Source organism: Williamsia sp. D3, from assembly GCF_000506245.1.
Taxonomy (GTDB): Bacteria; Actinomycetota; Actinomycetes; order Mycobacteriales; family Mycobacteriaceae; genus Williamsia; species Williamsia muralis.
On the sequence record NZ_AYTE01000031.1, the window covers coordinates 13,834 to 28,881 of the forward strand.

Annotated in this window: 12 protein-coding genes and 2 pseudogenes; 3 read left to right on the forward strand and 11 right to left on the reverse strand. The window is 65.7% G+C overall.

The features are described from left to right. Positions 1-65 precede the first annotated feature (65 nt). The 5 genes from trmD to W823_RS48220 form a co-directional block, all read right to left on the reverse strand. Positions 66-752 carry a tRNA (guanosine(37)-N1)-methyltransferase TrmD gene (trmD, locus tag W823_RS48200; protein ID WP_031332796.1) on the reverse strand — a complete coding sequence of 229 codons (687 nt, stop codon included), beginning with the start codon at positions 750-752 and terminating at the stop codon, positions 66-68. A 20-nt stretch (positions 753-772) separates the two neighbouring features. Next, positions 773-1,297, reverse strand: a complete 525-nt coding sequence (gene rimM, locus W823_RS48205; RefSeq protein WP_031332797.1) for a ribosome maturation factor RimM — start codon at positions 1,295-1,297, stop codon at positions 773-775. A 25-nt stretch (positions 1,298-1,322) separates the two neighbouring features. Beyond that, positions 1,323-1,565: an RNA-binding protein gene (locus W823_RS48210; RefSeq protein WP_020107279.1), complete on the reverse strand. Its 243-nt coding sequence runs from the start codon at positions 1,563-1,565 to the stop codon at positions 1,323-1,325. Beyond that, a complete protein-coding gene (gene rpsP, locus W823_RS48215) occupies positions 1,562-2,038 on the reverse strand; it encodes a 30S ribosomal protein S16 (protein ID WP_023960319.1) in 477 nt (158 codons plus the stop codon). Before rpsP ends, W823_RS48210 begins: the two co-directional genes overlap by 4 nt. A 188-nt stretch (positions 2,039-2,226) precedes the next feature. Further along, a complete protein-coding gene (locus W823_RS48220; protein WP_023960321.1) occupies positions 2,227-3,186 on the reverse strand; it encodes an NAD(P)/FAD-dependent oxidoreductase in 960 nt (319 codons plus the stop codon). Positions 3,187-3,259: 73 nt separating this feature from the next. Between W823_RS48220 and W823_RS48225 the strand changes: the two genes are divergently transcribed. Further along, positions 3,260-3,835, forward strand: coding sequence for a helix-turn-helix domain-containing protein (locus tag W823_RS48225; RefSeq protein WP_023960322.1), 576 nt, complete (start codon positions 3,260-3,262; stop codon positions 3,833-3,835). A 20-nt stretch (positions 3,836-3,855) separates the two neighbouring features. Here W823_RS48225 and W823_RS48230 read toward each other — a convergent pair whose 3' ends face one another. The 6 genes and pseudogenes from W823_RS48230 to ftsY all read right to left on the reverse strand — a co-directional run bounded on the left by W823_RS48230 (position 3,856) and on the right by ftsY (position 12,588). Next, positions 3,856-4,932: an amidohydrolase family protein gene (locus tag W823_RS48230; protein WP_023960324.1), complete on the reverse strand. Its 1,077-nt coding sequence runs from the start codon at positions 4,930-4,932 to the stop codon at positions 3,856-3,858. Between the two features lie 14 nt (positions 4,933-4,946). Further along, positions 4,947-6,528: pseudogene (gene ffh, locus W823_RS48235) on the reverse strand (signal recognition particle protein). A gap of 4 nt (positions 6,529-6,532) precedes the next feature. Further along, the gene (locus W823_RS48240) at positions 6,533-9,070 is read right to left on the reverse strand and encodes a [protein-PII] uridylyltransferase (protein ID WP_023960326.1); all 2,538 of its coding nucleotides are present in this window, start codon (positions 9,068-9,070) and stop codon (positions 6,533-6,535) included. A gap of 6 nt (positions 9,071-9,076) precedes the next feature. Continuing rightward, on the reverse strand, positions 9,077-9,415 hold the full coding sequence (locus tag W823_RS48245) for a P-II family nitrogen regulator (protein ID WP_023960328.1): 339 nt from the start codon (positions 9,413-9,415) through the stop codon (positions 9,077-9,079). Positions 9,416-9,420: 5 nt separating this feature from the next. Next, on the reverse strand, positions 9,421-10,803 hold the full coding sequence (locus tag W823_RS48250) for an ammonium transporter (RefSeq protein WP_023960330.1): 1,383 nt from the start codon (positions 10,801-10,803) through the stop codon (positions 9,421-9,423). A gap of 264 nt (positions 10,804-11,067) precedes the next feature. Continuing rightward, entirely contained in the window at positions 11,068-12,588 is a 1,521-nt protein-coding gene (ftsY, locus tag W823_RS48255) for a signal recognition particle-docking protein FtsY (RefSeq protein WP_031332801.1), read from the reverse strand. Between the two features lie 248 nt (positions 12,589-12,836). On the opposite strand from ftsY, the gene egtB reads away from it, so the two are divergent. Further along, entirely contained in the window at positions 12,837-14,072 is a 1,236-nt protein-coding gene (gene egtB / locus W823_RS48260; RefSeq protein ID WP_023960334.1) for an ergothioneine biosynthesis protein EgtB, read from the forward strand. Beyond that, a pseudogene (gene egtD, locus W823_RS48265) lies at positions 14,069-15,048 on the forward strand (L-histidine N(alpha)-methyltransferase). Before egtB ends, egtD begins: the two are co-directional and overlap by 4 nt.

Consider the following 15,048-nt stretch of genomic DNA (forward strand, 5'->3'; position numbering starts at 1 on the left):
TCGCGTCGCAGATGTTAACCCGAGTCGGGTGGCCGACGCTCGATCGGTGGCAGCGCGGTGCGGTCCTACTCCTCAGGAGGTAGGAGGTCGGGTCGACGCTCCCTTGTGCGGGCGAGGGATTGTTCGCGGCGCCACTGTTGCTGTTTGGCGTGGTCACCGCCGCGGAGGACCTCGGGTACCTCGAGCCCGCGCCACACCGGCGGCCTGGTGTAACTGGGCCCTTCCAGGAGGCCGTCGGAGAACGAGTCCTGCTGATGCGAGGACGCGTTTCCCAGTACGCCGTCGATCAGGCGAACGGTGGCCTCCACCATCGCGATGACAGCCACCTCACCCCCGATGAGGACGAAGTCGCCGATCGAGACCTCCTGCACACGAACGCGTCTGGCGGCATCGTCGATCACCCGCTGATCTATCCCCTCATACCGGCCACAGGCGAAGACGATGTGCTTCTCGCGGCTCCACGCCTGCGCGGTTGCCTGGGTGAAAGGGATGCCTGCGGGAGTGGGCACCACGAGAAGCGCGTCGTCTGGACACACTTCGTCGAGACAGGGCCCCCACACCGTGGGCTTCATGACCATTCCAGGCCCGCCCCCATAGGGGGAATCGTCGACGGCGCGGTGCACGTCGTGCGTCCAGTCGCGCAGATCGTAGGTGTCGAGCGCGACGATCCCCTTGTCGATCGCCTTGCCCAGCAATGCCATTCGCATCGGCTCGAGATAGTCGGGGAAGATCGAGACCACCCCGATACGGATGGCAGGCCCCGCCTCGTCGGTCATTCCGGATCCAGCAGACCGTCGGGTGGGTCGATTTCGATCAGGCTCCGGCTCACCGTCGGCACGATTGCGGTGACAAACGGGATCAGGACCTCGCGGCCTTCGTCAGTGGTCACCGACAACAGGTCACCGGCAGGCAGATGCACCACATCGGCCACCACACCGACGTCGTCGCCATCGACGGTGCGCACCGGAACCCCTTGCAGTTCATGGTCATAGAACTCGTCCGGATCGTCGCCGGACGACACCTCGTCGGCGTCGATCAAGAACAGCAGTCCGCGTAGCGCCATGGCGGAGTCGCGGTCCCCGACCTCGGCAACAGACAGCAACAGCCGCCCGGAGTGGTTCCGGGCGGCTGTCACCGTATAGCTGTTCTCGACGAAGGTGTTCTTACCGGTGGACAGACGGCCTCGCAGCTTCTGCCCGATGGCAAAACGCTCTTCCGGAGCGTCGGTGCGGACGTCGACCACCAGTTCACCGCGCACGCCGTGCGTTTTGGTGACGCGGCCGATTACCAGGTCCATCGTCGTCGCTTTGTCGGTGCCTGCGTCAGCGGTCGGTGTCGACGATGTCGACACGAACGCCCCGACCACCGATTCCGGTGACCAGAGTGCGCAGTGCAGTGGCCGTGCGGCCATTGCGGCCGATGACCTTACCGAGGTCCTCGGGGTTCACGTGAACCTCGACAAAACGTCCTCGCCGTCCGGTGACCAGTTCGACGCGGACGTCGTCAGGGTTGGCAACGATGCCGCGAACGAGGTGTTCGACGGCGTCGGCGACGACAACACTCACTTGTCAGCGGCCTCGGCTGGAGCCTCGTCGGCAGCGGCTGCCTCTGCCTTGGGGGCGTCGGCCTTCGAGGAATCGTCGGCCTTCTTTGCGGCCTTCTTTTTCGGTGTGGTGGCCTCAGCGGACGGTCCGTTGTCAGCGGCGGCGAGTGCGGCGTTGAACAGGTCCTGCTTGCTGGGCTTGGGCTCGGCAACACGCAGCGTGCCCTCGGCGCCCGGCAGTCCCTTGTGCTTCTGCCAGTCACCGGTGATCTTCAGCAGTGCTGCAACGGGCTCGGTCGGCTGTGCGCCGACTCCCAGCCAGTACTGCGCACGCTCGGAGTCGACCTCGATCAGGCTCGGCTCTTCCTTCGGGTGGTAACGACCGATGGTCTCGATCGCCCGGCCGTTGCGACGGGTGCGGGCGTCGGCGACGACGATGCGGTACTGGGGATTGCGGATCTTGCCGAGGCGGGTGAGCTTGATCTTGACAGACACGAGTTACTTCCTTCTGTGGTCACAGTGCAATTCGGCGACGCCCCACCGTTGGGGAGCCCGGTTTTGCTGTTCGGTGGTGTGACCGCCGGTCGGTGTCTAGCCGGGTCCGGCGAACCAGCGTCCCATTCTGCCAGAGGGATGGCCCCGAGAAGAAATCCGTCGGGAACACGACACCGACGATGGGTCTTTCAGCCCGCAGCCGTGACGGCGGCGCGTGCGTCCTCGGTGACCAGTTCCATGTTGATCGCGGACGCCGCAACCGCACCGTCGGCTGCTGCACCACCGACCTGAGCCATCAGGTTCGCCACGTTGCCGGCGACGTACACCCCGGGGACGTTGGTCAGACCGGTCTCGTCCGCCTCGATGTACTGCCCAGCTCCCTTGGGGTGGTCGGTCGGTGTCAGACCCAGGTCGACGAGGAAGTCGGCCCGGGCGACGAACCGGGGCATCACCACGATGACCTCCCGCTCCCAGACCGTCCCGTCCACCATCCGAACCCCGGTCAACCGCCCGTCGGACGACTCGACTGCCGCAACTCCGCCCTCGACGACGCGGACACCCCTGGCCGCGAGCTGTGCCGATTCTTCATCGGTGGGTCGTACGGAGTCGTTGACGAACAAGATGACGTCGGCGCTCCATTGCCGGAACAACAATGCTTGATGCGCGGCCTGCTCGGTGACCGCCAGAATGCCGATCGCCTGGTCACGAACCTCCCAGCCGTGGCAGTAGGGGCAGTGCAGTACACCCCTCCCCCATTGCTCGGACACACCGGGGATGTCGGGCAGTTCGTCGGTGAGGCCCGTGGTGACCAGCACCCGACGGGCTCGTACCTCTCGACCGTCGTCCAGTGCGATCACGAAGCCGTGGTCGACGTCTCCCCTGACTGTCTTCGCCTCCGCATCCGCCACGTGCGCGCCGTAGCTCCGCACCTCTTGTCGCGCGATCGCCACGTACTCCACCGGCGAGATTCCGTCGCGGGTCAGCAACCCGTGCACTCCGGCGGCGGGAGCGTTCCTGGGTTGGCCGGAGTCGAGGACCAGAACCGACCGCCGGGAGCGACTCAGCACCAGCGCAGCACTCAATCCGGCTGCTCCGCCGCCCACGACGACTACCTCGTATTCGTCGACAAGCTGCTCTCCGGTACTCATTCCACGTGACTACCCCGAACTGCTCGGCAATAACCCTTGCCGAATCGGCAAACGAGGACGACGATGTCGAGGCATGGAAGACGAACTCCAACAAGCCCTCACGACGGTCGGCCCACGATTGCGAGCACTGCGCAAGGAACGTGACATCACCCTCGCCGATCTGTCCGAGGCCACCGGCATCTCGGAGAGCACCCTCTCACGGCTCGAATCCGGAGGCCGTAAGCCCACACTCGAATTGCTGCTCCCGCTGGCCAAGGTGCACGGCATTCCGCTGGACGAACTCGTCGGGGCGCCGGCGACCGGTGATCCCCGGATTCATCTGCGTCCGATCAAACGGCATGGTCGCACCTTCATTCCGCTGACCCGGCGGGCCGGCGGTATCCAGGCCTTCAAACAGATCATCCCGCCCGCGCACGGCCCCCAGGTTCCCACTCCGCAAACGCATGAGGGTTACGAGTGGCTCTATGTACTGTCCGGTCGGGTCCGGCTGATCCTCGGAGAGCAGGACCTCGAGCTGAAGGCCGGTGAAGCGGCCGAATTCGACACCCACGTTCCGCACTGGATGGGAGCCGCTGGGACCGAGGCCGCCGAGATGCTGTGCCTCTTCGGCACACAAGGCGAGCGAGCGCACGTCCGCGCCACGTCGTGACACGCTCACGAACCCTGAGATCAGACCACGTGCCCACCGCAGACGATGGCGGCGGGCGCACGCAGCGCGGCGAGATCTTCGAGCGGATCCGCTTCTAGCACAAGGACATCTGCGCGATCACCATCGGCGAGTGCGCCTGCATCGAGCCAGGTGCGCGCCGCCGAGCACGCGGCGTCGACGGCCTGCGCCGGGCTCAAACCCACTGTCGACAGAGCCACGATCTCGTCGACGATGCGGCCGTGCTCGACGAACCCGCCCGCATCGGTGCCGGCGTACACGGCAACCCCGGCCTCGATGGCCTTGGCGAAGGTCGCCGGGGCGTCGGCATACAGCTTTCGCATGTGCTTCTGATAGGCGGGGAAACGATCTGCCCCGTCGGCGATCGACGGGAAGTTCTCCACCTGGATCATGGTCGGCACCAAGGCGATGTTGCGTTCGGCCATGCGTGCGATGAGGTCGTCGTCGAGTCCTGTGCCGTGCTCGATGCAGTCGATCCCGGCATCGATCAGACCGTGCAACGCCTGTGCGCCGAAGACGTGGGCGGTGACCTTCGCGCCGAGGTCGTGAGCAACCGAGACGGCTTCGAGAAGCACGTCATCGGGCCATAGCGGCGCGAGGTCGCCGAGGTCCCGGTCGATCCAGTCGCCGACGAGTTTGACCCACCCATCGCCCGCGCGGGCCTGACGCGCAACCTCCGCCGGCAGGTCTGTCACGTCGTCGAGGTCGACGCCGTAGTCGCGCAGATACCGTTTCGGTCGCGCGATGTGTTTCCCGGCGCGGATGAATCGGGGGCAGGTCGGGTCGTCATCGAGTGGATGGGTGTCGAGCGGCGAGCCGACCTCCCGGATCAGCGTTGCTCCCGCCCGCACATCCTGGTGCGCAAAGGACCGGGCCTGGTCGATGGTGACGCCGAGACCGGGCGCGATCCCCACGTGGTTGTGCGCGTCCACCAGTCCCGGCATGATCCAGCCACCATCGGTGATCGTGGTGGCCCCGGCGACCGGAGACCTCGTGATCACCCCGCCATTTACCCAGAACTCGACGGGCTCACCGGAGCCGACGCTACGTCCACGAAAATGCAACCGCGGCAACGACATCGCGACCGCTACCGCTACTTCTTCTTCGGCCGCTGGAACTGGCTGACGTCGATCCCCTCGAGTCCGGGCGGCAACTGATCAAGACCGGCGGGCATGTTCGACAGGTCCGGGAACCCGGCCGGCATACCCGGCATGCCACCCATCCCGGGCATACCGCCGCGCACCTTGGGAGGCGTCGGGCCCCGTCCGCCCTTCTTGCCTTTCTTGCCCTTCTTCCGGTTGACCTTCCGGTTCCCGCCGGGCATCCCGCCCATCCGGCCCGCCATCTGCGACATCATCTTTCGTGCATCGAAGAAACGGTCGACCAGTTGGTTCACGTCACTGACGGTGACACCCGAACCGTTTGCGATCCGGGCACGCCGGGACCCGTTGATGATCTTGGGGTTCTCGCGCTCGGCGGGCGTCATGCCCCGGATAATGGCCTGCACCTTGTCGAGCTGTTTGTCATCGACCTGCGACAGCACATCTTTCATCTGACCGGCACCGGGCAGCATGCCCAGCAGGTTGCCGATCGGCCCCATCTTCCGGATCATCAGCATCTGCTCGAGGAAGTCCTCGAGGGTGAGCTCGCCCTGAGTGATCTTGGTGGCCGCGGCCTCGGCCTGCTGCGCGTCCCAGTGCTCTTCGGCCTGTTCGATGAGACTGAGCACGTCGCCCATACCCAGGATCCGGCTCGACATGCGGTCGGGATGGAAGACGTCGAAGTCTTCGAGTTTCTCGCCGGACGAGGCGAACATGATGGGACGACCGGTCATCTCCCGGACCGACAGCGCGGCACCGCCGCGCGCATCACCGTCGAGTTTGGTCAACACCACGCCCGTGAAGTCGACACCTTCGGCAAACGCCTCTGCGGTCGCCACCGCGTCCTGACCGATCATCGCGTCGAGGACGAAGAGCACCTCGTCGGGCTGTACGGCGTCCCGGATTCCCTTGGCCTGACGCATCAACTCTTCGTCGATGCCGAGCCGGCCTGCGGTGTCGACGATCACGATGTCGTGAAGCTTGGTCTTGGCCTCGGCGACACCCGCGCGGGCCACCTCGACCGGCTCGGTCAACGAGTCGCCCGAAGAGACGCCCAGCTCGCCGGTGCCGCCGACACTGGTGCCGGGGTGTGGCGCGAACACCGGTACCCCGGCCCGCTCACCGACGACCTGCAGCTGGGTGACAGCGCCGGGACGCTGGAGGTCACACGCCACGAGCATGGGCGTGTGCCCTTGCTTCTTGAGCCAGGACGCCAGTTTGCCCGCGAGCGTCGTCTTACCGGCACCCTGCAGACCTGCGAGCATGATCACCGTCGGCGGCGTCTTGGCGAACCTGATCCGGCGGGTCTCGCCGCCGAGGATGGTCACGAGTTCCTCGTTGACGATCTTGACGACCTGCTGGGCCGGGGTTCAGGGCACCAGAGACCTCGGCGCCCTTCGCCCGTTCCTTGATGCGGCTGATGAATCCGCGGACCACCGGGAGGGAGACGTCTGCTTCGAGCAGGGCGAGACGGATCTCGCGACAAGTACGGTCGATGTCCGCGTCGGACAGCTTGCCCTTGCCGCGCAGATCGGTCAGTACATCGGCCAACCGGCCGGAGAGGGAGTCGAACATCCCCCTAGCCTATCGGCACCCCGGATTTACCGGAGTCCTCCTCTGGTTCGCGTGGCGGCGCCGGCGGCGGTACCACCGCCAGGATCGCCGCCTCGAGTCGATCCCGAGTGGAGGATCCGTCGCCCGGCAGACGTATGCAGAACGAATCGACCACCGAACCGCCGAGGGTGGCGACCTTGGCCCAGGTGATGTTCGCACCGTGGTGTTCGAGCACGGCACTCACCCGCGCCAGCAGACCGAGCCGGTCACTGGCCCTCAGCTCCAGGATCAGGCTGTTGTCGTCGTATCCGTCGAACCAGAGCACCTTCGGAGGGGCCTGGGCGAAGAGCGCGGGCACGGCCGGAACGGACGCGTCCTCGGACCCGCCCACCTGCTCGGGCGGGGTCGGCACGGGTGTCTCACGCTCACGCACATCGAGCCGGGCGATCACGTCGATGCCACCGTCGACCGCCTGGATGAGTTGCTGTCGGAGCAGACCGACCTCGGGAGGCTCACCGAACAGCGGTGACACCAGGAAGGTGTTGACGGCACTGCCCGCATGGGTCTGTACCGAGGCACTGAGCAGACGCAGACCCCGCAACGCCAGCACGCCGGACATCCGCGACAGCAATCCCGGCTGCTCCGGTGCGATCATCGTGACCGAGAACGTGTGCGGATTGTCGGTGGACACGAGTTCGACACTGACACCGCCGGCCTCGGCGAGCTCGGTCAACTCGGCGGTGAGCGGTTCGGGAACCGGCAGCTCACCTCGGTCGAGCAGGCGCAGGCATCGGCGCACGAGTTCCCCGATGAGTGAGGACTTCCAGTCACCCCAGACGCCGGGTCCGGTGGCCAGCGAATCGGCCTCGGCGAGGGCGGCGAGCAATTCCAGCAGCACCTTCGACCCGCCGAGGGTGTCGACCACCCCCTGCACCGTCGCCGGGTCATCAAGATCTCGACGGGTGGCCACCTCCGGTAGCAGCAGGTGATACCGGACCATCTTCGACAGGATCATGACGTCGTCGGGCCACAGGCCGATACGGTTTCCCACCTGGTTCGCCAACTCGGCGCCGACAACGCTGTGGTCGGCGCCGCGCCCCTTGCCGAGGTCGTGGATGAGCGCGCCGAGGACAAGAAGGTCAGGCCGCGACACCCGCGTCGTCATGGAACCCGCGTTGGCGGCGGTCTCGACGAGATGCCGATCCACGGTCCAGGTGTGGATGGGGTCGCGAGGCGGGAGATCTCGCACTGCTCCCCATTCGGGGATCAGCCTGCCCCACAGGCCGGTTCGGTCGAGCGCTTCGATGGGAGCGATCATGTGCGGCCCCGTGCCGAGCAGGACGAGCAGGTCCGAGAGGGCATCGGCGGGCCACGGTTCACGCAGCTCGGGCGCGAAATCGGCAAGCCGGGCGAGCGTGGACGCAGCCATCGGCAGCCCGGTCCGGGCGGATGCTGCGGCAACCCGCAAGATCAGGCCCGGGTCCTTGCTGGGCAGGGCACTGCGCGCGAGGACCACCTCGCCGTTGTGCTCGACCACCCCCTCGTCCAGCGGACGACGGATCGGAGATCGGCGGAGTTTCGAAAGCCCTTTGCGCGGAAGCGAGTTGGACGATGTCCGTAAACCGACGTCCACGGCGTAACTGATGGTGCGCGCGCTGTCGCTGATGGTTCGGGCGAGATCGAACCGGTCCCCGATGCGCAGTGCGGCGCCGATCTCGTCGGCATCTTGGGCCCGGAGCTGTTCACGGGGTCGCCCGGTGATCCGGTGGAGTTCGGTTCGTACGTCCAGCAATCGGGTGTACGCCTGTCGCAGCCCTCCACCTGGTGAGTCCGGGCGCAACGTCGCCATACCGTCGGTGAGCTGGGCGATCGCCAGCGCGTCGAGCATGTGTACATCACGTAGACCGCCGCGACCGTACTTGAGGTCGGGCTCGGCGCGGTGCGCGATGTCGCCACTACGCCGCCACCGTTCTCGTGCCTGGTCGACCAGCGCAGGAAATCGCGAGCGGATGTCGGTGCGCCACTGCTGCCGCACTCCGCCGATCAGCAGCTTCGACAGCTCCTCGTCGCCGGCGATGTGCCGGGCCTCCAGCAGGCCCAGCGCCGCGGTCATGTCACTCGCAGCCACCTGGAGTGCCTGCGGGACGGTGCGCACACTGTGGTCGAGCTTGATGTGGGCGTCCCAGAGCGGATACCAGATCTGATCCGCGGTCTCGGCGACCAGCGCCGGATCCATCTCGTCGTGGAGCAGGATCAGATCCAGATCCGAGTGCGGAAGTAGCTCTTGTCTGCCGAGGCCCCCGACCGCGACGATGGCGAAGCCGCTACCCGGTTTGATCCCGATCTCGGCCGCCTTCGTGGCGAGCCAGAAGTCGTGCAGGTCCACCAGGACCCGGCGTAAAGCCGGGGCGTCGACGCGCTTGTGCCCGTCCACCCGGCTGAGCAGTTGCTTGCGGGCCGTGACCAGATCGGTCGCCGCAGCAGGTGTCAGATGAGACGGCTGCGGTCCTGCACCCGAGGGATCCTCGGAGGCAGGACCGCGACCGCCACGTACGAATGGCACTGTGTCTTACAGCGCGTCGCCGCCGCGTTCTCCGGTACGAACCCGGACAACCGCTTCCACCGGCGACACCCACACCTTGCCGTCACCGATCTTGCCGGTTCGGGCCGCTTCCACGATCACGTCGACCACCTTGTCCACGGCGGCGTCGTCGACGACGACCTCCACGCGGACCTTGGGGACGAAGTCCACCGAGTACTCCGCACCGCGGTACACCTCGGTGTGGCCTTTCTGACGTCCATAACCCTGGACTTCGCTGACCGTCATTCCTACGACACCGGCTTGTTCCAGTCCCGCCTTGACGTCTTCAAGCGTGAATGGCTTCACGATTGCGGTAATGAGCTTCACTTAGATCATCCCTCCTTGGCCGTTGCGGCCACTGGAACGCTGTGACCAAATTGCGTGCTGGACCCGCCCAGTGATGCAAAATCGTACGCGGATTCAGCATGTTCGGATTCGTCGGCACCCTCGGACTCGGCTTCGGGGTCGAGTTTGAGACCGATGGTGAACTTCAAGATGAGCGCGATGATCGCGGTGACAACTGCCGAGTACGCAAGCACTGCGAGCGCACCGACGACCTGGCGCCAGAGCTGGTCGACGCCGCCGCCGAAGAACAGACCGTCCACACCGGAGTAGGTGTCGGCGACTGCGACGAACCCGATCAGGATGGTGCCGACAAGGCCACCGACGAGGTGGACACCGACGACGTCGAGCGAGTCGTCGTAGCCGAGCTTGTACTTGAGACCGACGGCCAGCGCACAGAGGATGCCTGCGACCGCGCCGATGATCAAGGCGCCCCAGGTGTTCACGGCGCTACAGGCCGGGGTGATGGCAACGAGGCCGGCAACGATGCCCGACGCCGCGCCGAGTGTGGTGGCGTGACCGTCACGGATCCGCTCCACGAGCAACCAGCAGAGCATTGCCGCTGCCGTGGCGATGGTCGTGGTCAAGAAGGTGCTCGCCGCAGTTCCGTTGGCGGACACCGCCGAACCGGCGTTGAATCCGTACCAGCCGAACCAGAGCAGGCCGGCGCCGAGCATCACGAACGGGAGGTTGTGCGGGCGCATCGGGGTACCGGGCCAGCCTTGACGCCTGCCGAGGATGACCGCGAGAACCAGGCCGGCGATACCGGCGTTGATGTGGACCGCGGTGCCACCGGCGAAGTCGATCACCTTGAGCTTGTTGGCAATCCAGCCACCGGTCTCACCGGTGTAGCCGTCGAACGCGAACACCCAGTGAGCCACCGGGAAGTACACGAAGGTCGACCACAGCGCGGTGAAAGCGGCCCAAGCACTGAACTTCATGCGGTCGGCGACCGCGCCGGAGACCAAGGCCACGGTGAGGATGGCGAACATCAGCTGGAAGGCGACAAACAGTGCGAGCGGGATCGTGCCGAACATCGGGATGGTGACGGCATCGGCGGCTTCGGTGCCAGTGGCCGGGTCGGCCAGAACTTCGGCGGACGCATTGCCACTGATGACGCCGTCGAGTCCGAAGTACTGCGTCGGGTCACCGATGAAGTTGCCCTTGTCCTCTCCGAATGCGACCGAGAAGCCGTACAACGACCAGAGCACCGTGACGATGCCCATCGAGATCACGCTCATCATGAGCATGTTGAGAACGCTCTTCGCACGGACCATGCCACCGTAGAAGAACGCCAAACCAGGCGTCATCAGCAATACGAGCGCGGAGCTCGCCAACATCCATGCCGTATCACCTGTATCCGGCAAATCCATAACGGGATAATCCGCCACCTTCAGTCCTCCTCGAGCTGTTCCCGCCGCGGCATTCTTGCCGCACCGTTGACCTGTCGAGAAGGTTGCTTGCTCCATGTTTCCGTGGTGGCGATAGCACGTTGCCGCTGTGTTAACGGAGCTGGGAGCCGTGTTTCGTCCAGATGTCGTCGCAGGTGGCTCTCCGAACGATGCGACCGAAATCTACGCAAATCGGAGAAGTCGGCAACCTGTGTCGACGTCTACGAAGCGGGAACCGTTCGGCGATCAGCCCAGCAGGGCGTCCACGAACGCTTCTGGCTCGAACGGCGCGAGATCATCTGCGCCCTCCCCGAGTCCGACGAGCTTGACCGGCACACCCAGTTCACGCTGTACGTGGAAGACGATGCCACCCTTGGCGGTGCCGTCCAGCTTCGTGAGGACCACGCCGGTGATGGACACGACGTCGGCGAACACCTTTGCCTGGGCCAGACCGTTCTGACCTGTGGTGGCGTCGAGGACCAGCAGGACCTCGTCGACCGCGGCCTTCTTCTCCACGACCCGTTTGACCTTGCCGAGCTCATCCATCAAGCCGGTCTTGGTGTGCAGTCGGCCGGCAGTGTCGATCATGACCACGTCGACGCCTTCGGCAACGCCCTTGGCGACGGCATCAAACGCCACCGCAGCTGGATCCGCTCCCTCTTTACCTCTGACGACCTCGGCGCCGACTCGCTCGGCCCAGGTCTGCAGCTGGTCGGCTGCGGCGGCGCGGAACGTATCCGCCGCCCCCAGCAGCACTCGGCGGCCATCCGCGACGAGGACACGCGCGAGTTTGCCGGTTGTGGTGGTCTTACCGGTGCCGTTGACGCCGACGACCAGCAGCACCGACGGGGTGCCCGCGTGGGGAAGCGCACGGATGGACCGGTCGAGGTCGGGCTCGATCTGTCCGATCAGCACTCGGCGGAGCAACGCACGGACCTCGGCCGCGTTGTTGACGGGGTTGGCGGCCAGCGCAGTTCTGAGCTGCTCGACGACGGCCATGGTCACCGACGTCCCGATGTCCGCGAGAAGCAGCGTGTCCTCGATCTCCTCCCAGGAGTCCTCGTCGAGATCACCTGCACCGAGCAGGCCCAGCATGCTCTTGCCGAACGCGTTCTGTGACCGTGAGAGCCGGCCCCGCAGATGACCCAGCCGACCGGCGGTGGGGGCGATGTCATCGAGCACCCGGCCCGGTGGAGCGGGTTCGACGGTCGTGTCCGGGATCGGCTCCGCGGGCGCGAGCGGCTCGCGCAGAGGCGTTTCGACTACCGAATCCTCGACGATGGCCGGCTCCACGACCTCCGGTTCGACGATCGCCGGGTCGACGATGTCGGGCTCGATGACGGTTGGTTCCGCGGCCCCAACCTCTGTCGCGGGCTGTTCATCGACGGCCGGCGACTGTGGTTCGTCGACCTTCGGCTCGGGAAGAGGGACGTTGGTGTAACCCCGCTTGGGCGCGTCACGGGGAATCGCTGCATCGTCGCCGACACCGGGCTGACCGTCGGTGTCGGTTCGCTCGATGGTCGGCGTGTCACCGGCCTTCGGCGGTTCGGCCAGCGCGGTCGCTCCGCCCTGCGTGAAGGAGAAACCTCCCCCGGCCTTGTACCCACCGGACTTGTCGACCTGCCGCGACCCGTCCGACGGGGTGCGATCGGCACTGTCGCGCAGCGAGATTCGCCGTCGCCGAGACAGCACCAAACCGGTCGCCACCAGGGCGAGCAGCAGCACGACTACGACAACGACGATCGCGATAACGGCGGTGGTGTTCACGCGCTCAGTCTGCCAGGCCACCGCGCCGAGTGGTTCGACCAGCACCCCCCAATGCGGGCCACGTTGTCTCACATCCCCTCTGCCACAGAACCCGGCTCCACTCCGCATCGTCTCTGCCCAAGAGTCGAGCTCCGCTCCGCTTCGTCTCTGGGCGAAATTGCGACGGCCACGACACGGTCACCGCGTACCGTGATTGTCAGACACTTCCTCCATACTCATTGCGCCCTGACCCTTCCCAGGAGACGAACATGAGCATCACGGTCGACCAATCCGCCCTCACCTCCCACTTTCTCGACGTCAGAGGCCTCACCGATGCGTTGACCGATCCGTTGTCCCCGGAAGACCAGGTACCGCAGTCGATGACCGACGCGAGCCCGGCGAAATGGCATCGGGCGCACGTCACCTGGTTCTTCGAAGAGTTCATCCTGCGAACCGACCCGGACTACACGGTGTACGACGAGACGTTCCGATATCTGTTCAACAGCTACTACGAGGCCGTCGGAGCGCGGCACCCTCGCCCGCACCGAGGTCTCGTGACCCGCCCCGGTGTGGAGGAAGTGACCAGATACCGGGAGTACGTCGACGCCGCGGTGGTGTCGGCGATGAGGGATGGCCGACTCGATGAGGAAGCCCTCCGCCTGGTGGAACTCGGCTGCAACCACGAACAGCAGCATCAAGAACTTCTGCTGATGGACATCAAGCATCTGTTCTCGACCCATCCGTTTGCGCCGCAATACGTCGAGCGGGCACCCGACGGGCAGCCTGCTGAAGCAACTGCCCTGCAGTGGCGTTCGGTGTCCGGGGGTCTCACCGACATCGGCGCCTCGGGATCCGGCTTCTCCTACGACAACGAAGGTCCACGACACACCGTGTTCCTCCAGGACTTCCAGATCGCCAACCGGCTTGTCACCAACGCCGAATGGCGCGAGTTCATGGCCGACGACGGTTACCGGCGTTCGGAGCTGTGGCTGTCGGACGGATGGGCCAACGTCCAGGCCACCGGACAGAACGCGCCCGGTTACTGGAGTCTCGACGACGGCACGTGGACCACGTTCACATTGTCGGGGCGTAGGCCGGTGGTCGATGCCGAACCGGTTCTGCACGTCTCCTTCTACGAGGCAGACGCGTTTGCGCGGTGGGCCGGAGCACGCCTGCCCACCGAGTTCGAGTGGGAGGCAGCCGCGTTGACGCTCGCTCCTCCGCAGGGCTCGCTGTTGGACCCCGGTCGGTGTCATCCGCGCGCCGCAGGCGCCACGATGATCGGCGACGTCTGGGAATGGACAGCAAGCGCGTATCTCCCCTACCCCGGTTTCGTTCCGGCGAACGGGGCCGTCGGCGAATACAACGGTAAGTTCATGAGCGACCAGCACGTGCTGCGCGGAGCAAGCGCTGTGACACCCGTGGGCCATCAGCGAGCCACCTACCGTAACTTCTTCCCCGCCGCGTCTCGGTGGGCCTTCAGCGGACTGCGATTGGCGAGATGACAGTGTCCGAGTCACGCGAGGCCATCAATCCGCGGCTTGTCGAAGATGCCGTAGCCGGCCTGTGGCAGCAGCCACCAGTGCTGCCGGCGCGCTGGTTGTACGACAAACGGGGCAGCGAGCTGTTCGACGAGATCACTCGCCTACCCGAGTACTACCCGACGCGCCGAGAAACCGAGATCCTCGATCGGCATCGATCGGAGATCGTCTCGACAACCGGCGCCCGCACGATGATCGAACTGGGGTCGGGAACGTCCGAGAAGACGCGGCTACTCCTGCAGTCATTCGCCGGTGCGCATGACGCCGCGTCTCCCGACGACGGTTTCACCTACGTACCCCTTGATGTCAGCGTCGAGATGCTCACGTCGTCGGCACAGCAGATCGCCGCCGAGTTCCCCTCCATCTCGGTGCAGCCACTGCACGGCGACTTCAACGACCCCGACCTGACACTGTCCACGTACCCCGGGCCGCGAATGGCCATCTTCCTCGGCGGGACCATCGGCAATCTGGACGAGACCCAACGGGCGAGCTTCTTCGGTCGGATCGCGCGGTCCCTGAAATCCGGCGACTACTTCCTCCTGGGCGCCGACCTCATCAAGGACACCGGTCGCTCATCGCCGCCTACAACGACCGGGCCGGGGTGACCGCCGACTTCAATCGCAATGTCATCGAGGTGTTGCGCACCGGGTTGGACGCCCAGGGGCTGTACGTGGACGACTTCGAGCACATCGCCCGATGGAATCCCCCCGAACATCGCATCGAGATGTGGTTGCGTGCCCGTCGGAAGGTCGTCGCCCATTTCGGCGCCATCGAACGAACGTGGGAGTTACCGGCAGGGGCCGAGATCCTCACCGAGATCAGCACCAAGTTCGACCTCGATGTGCTGCACCAGGAAATGGCGCGCCAAGGGCTCGAGCACACTCACACCTGGACCGACCATGCGGGCGACTTCTCGGTGGTGCTGGCCAGGGTCGGGTGA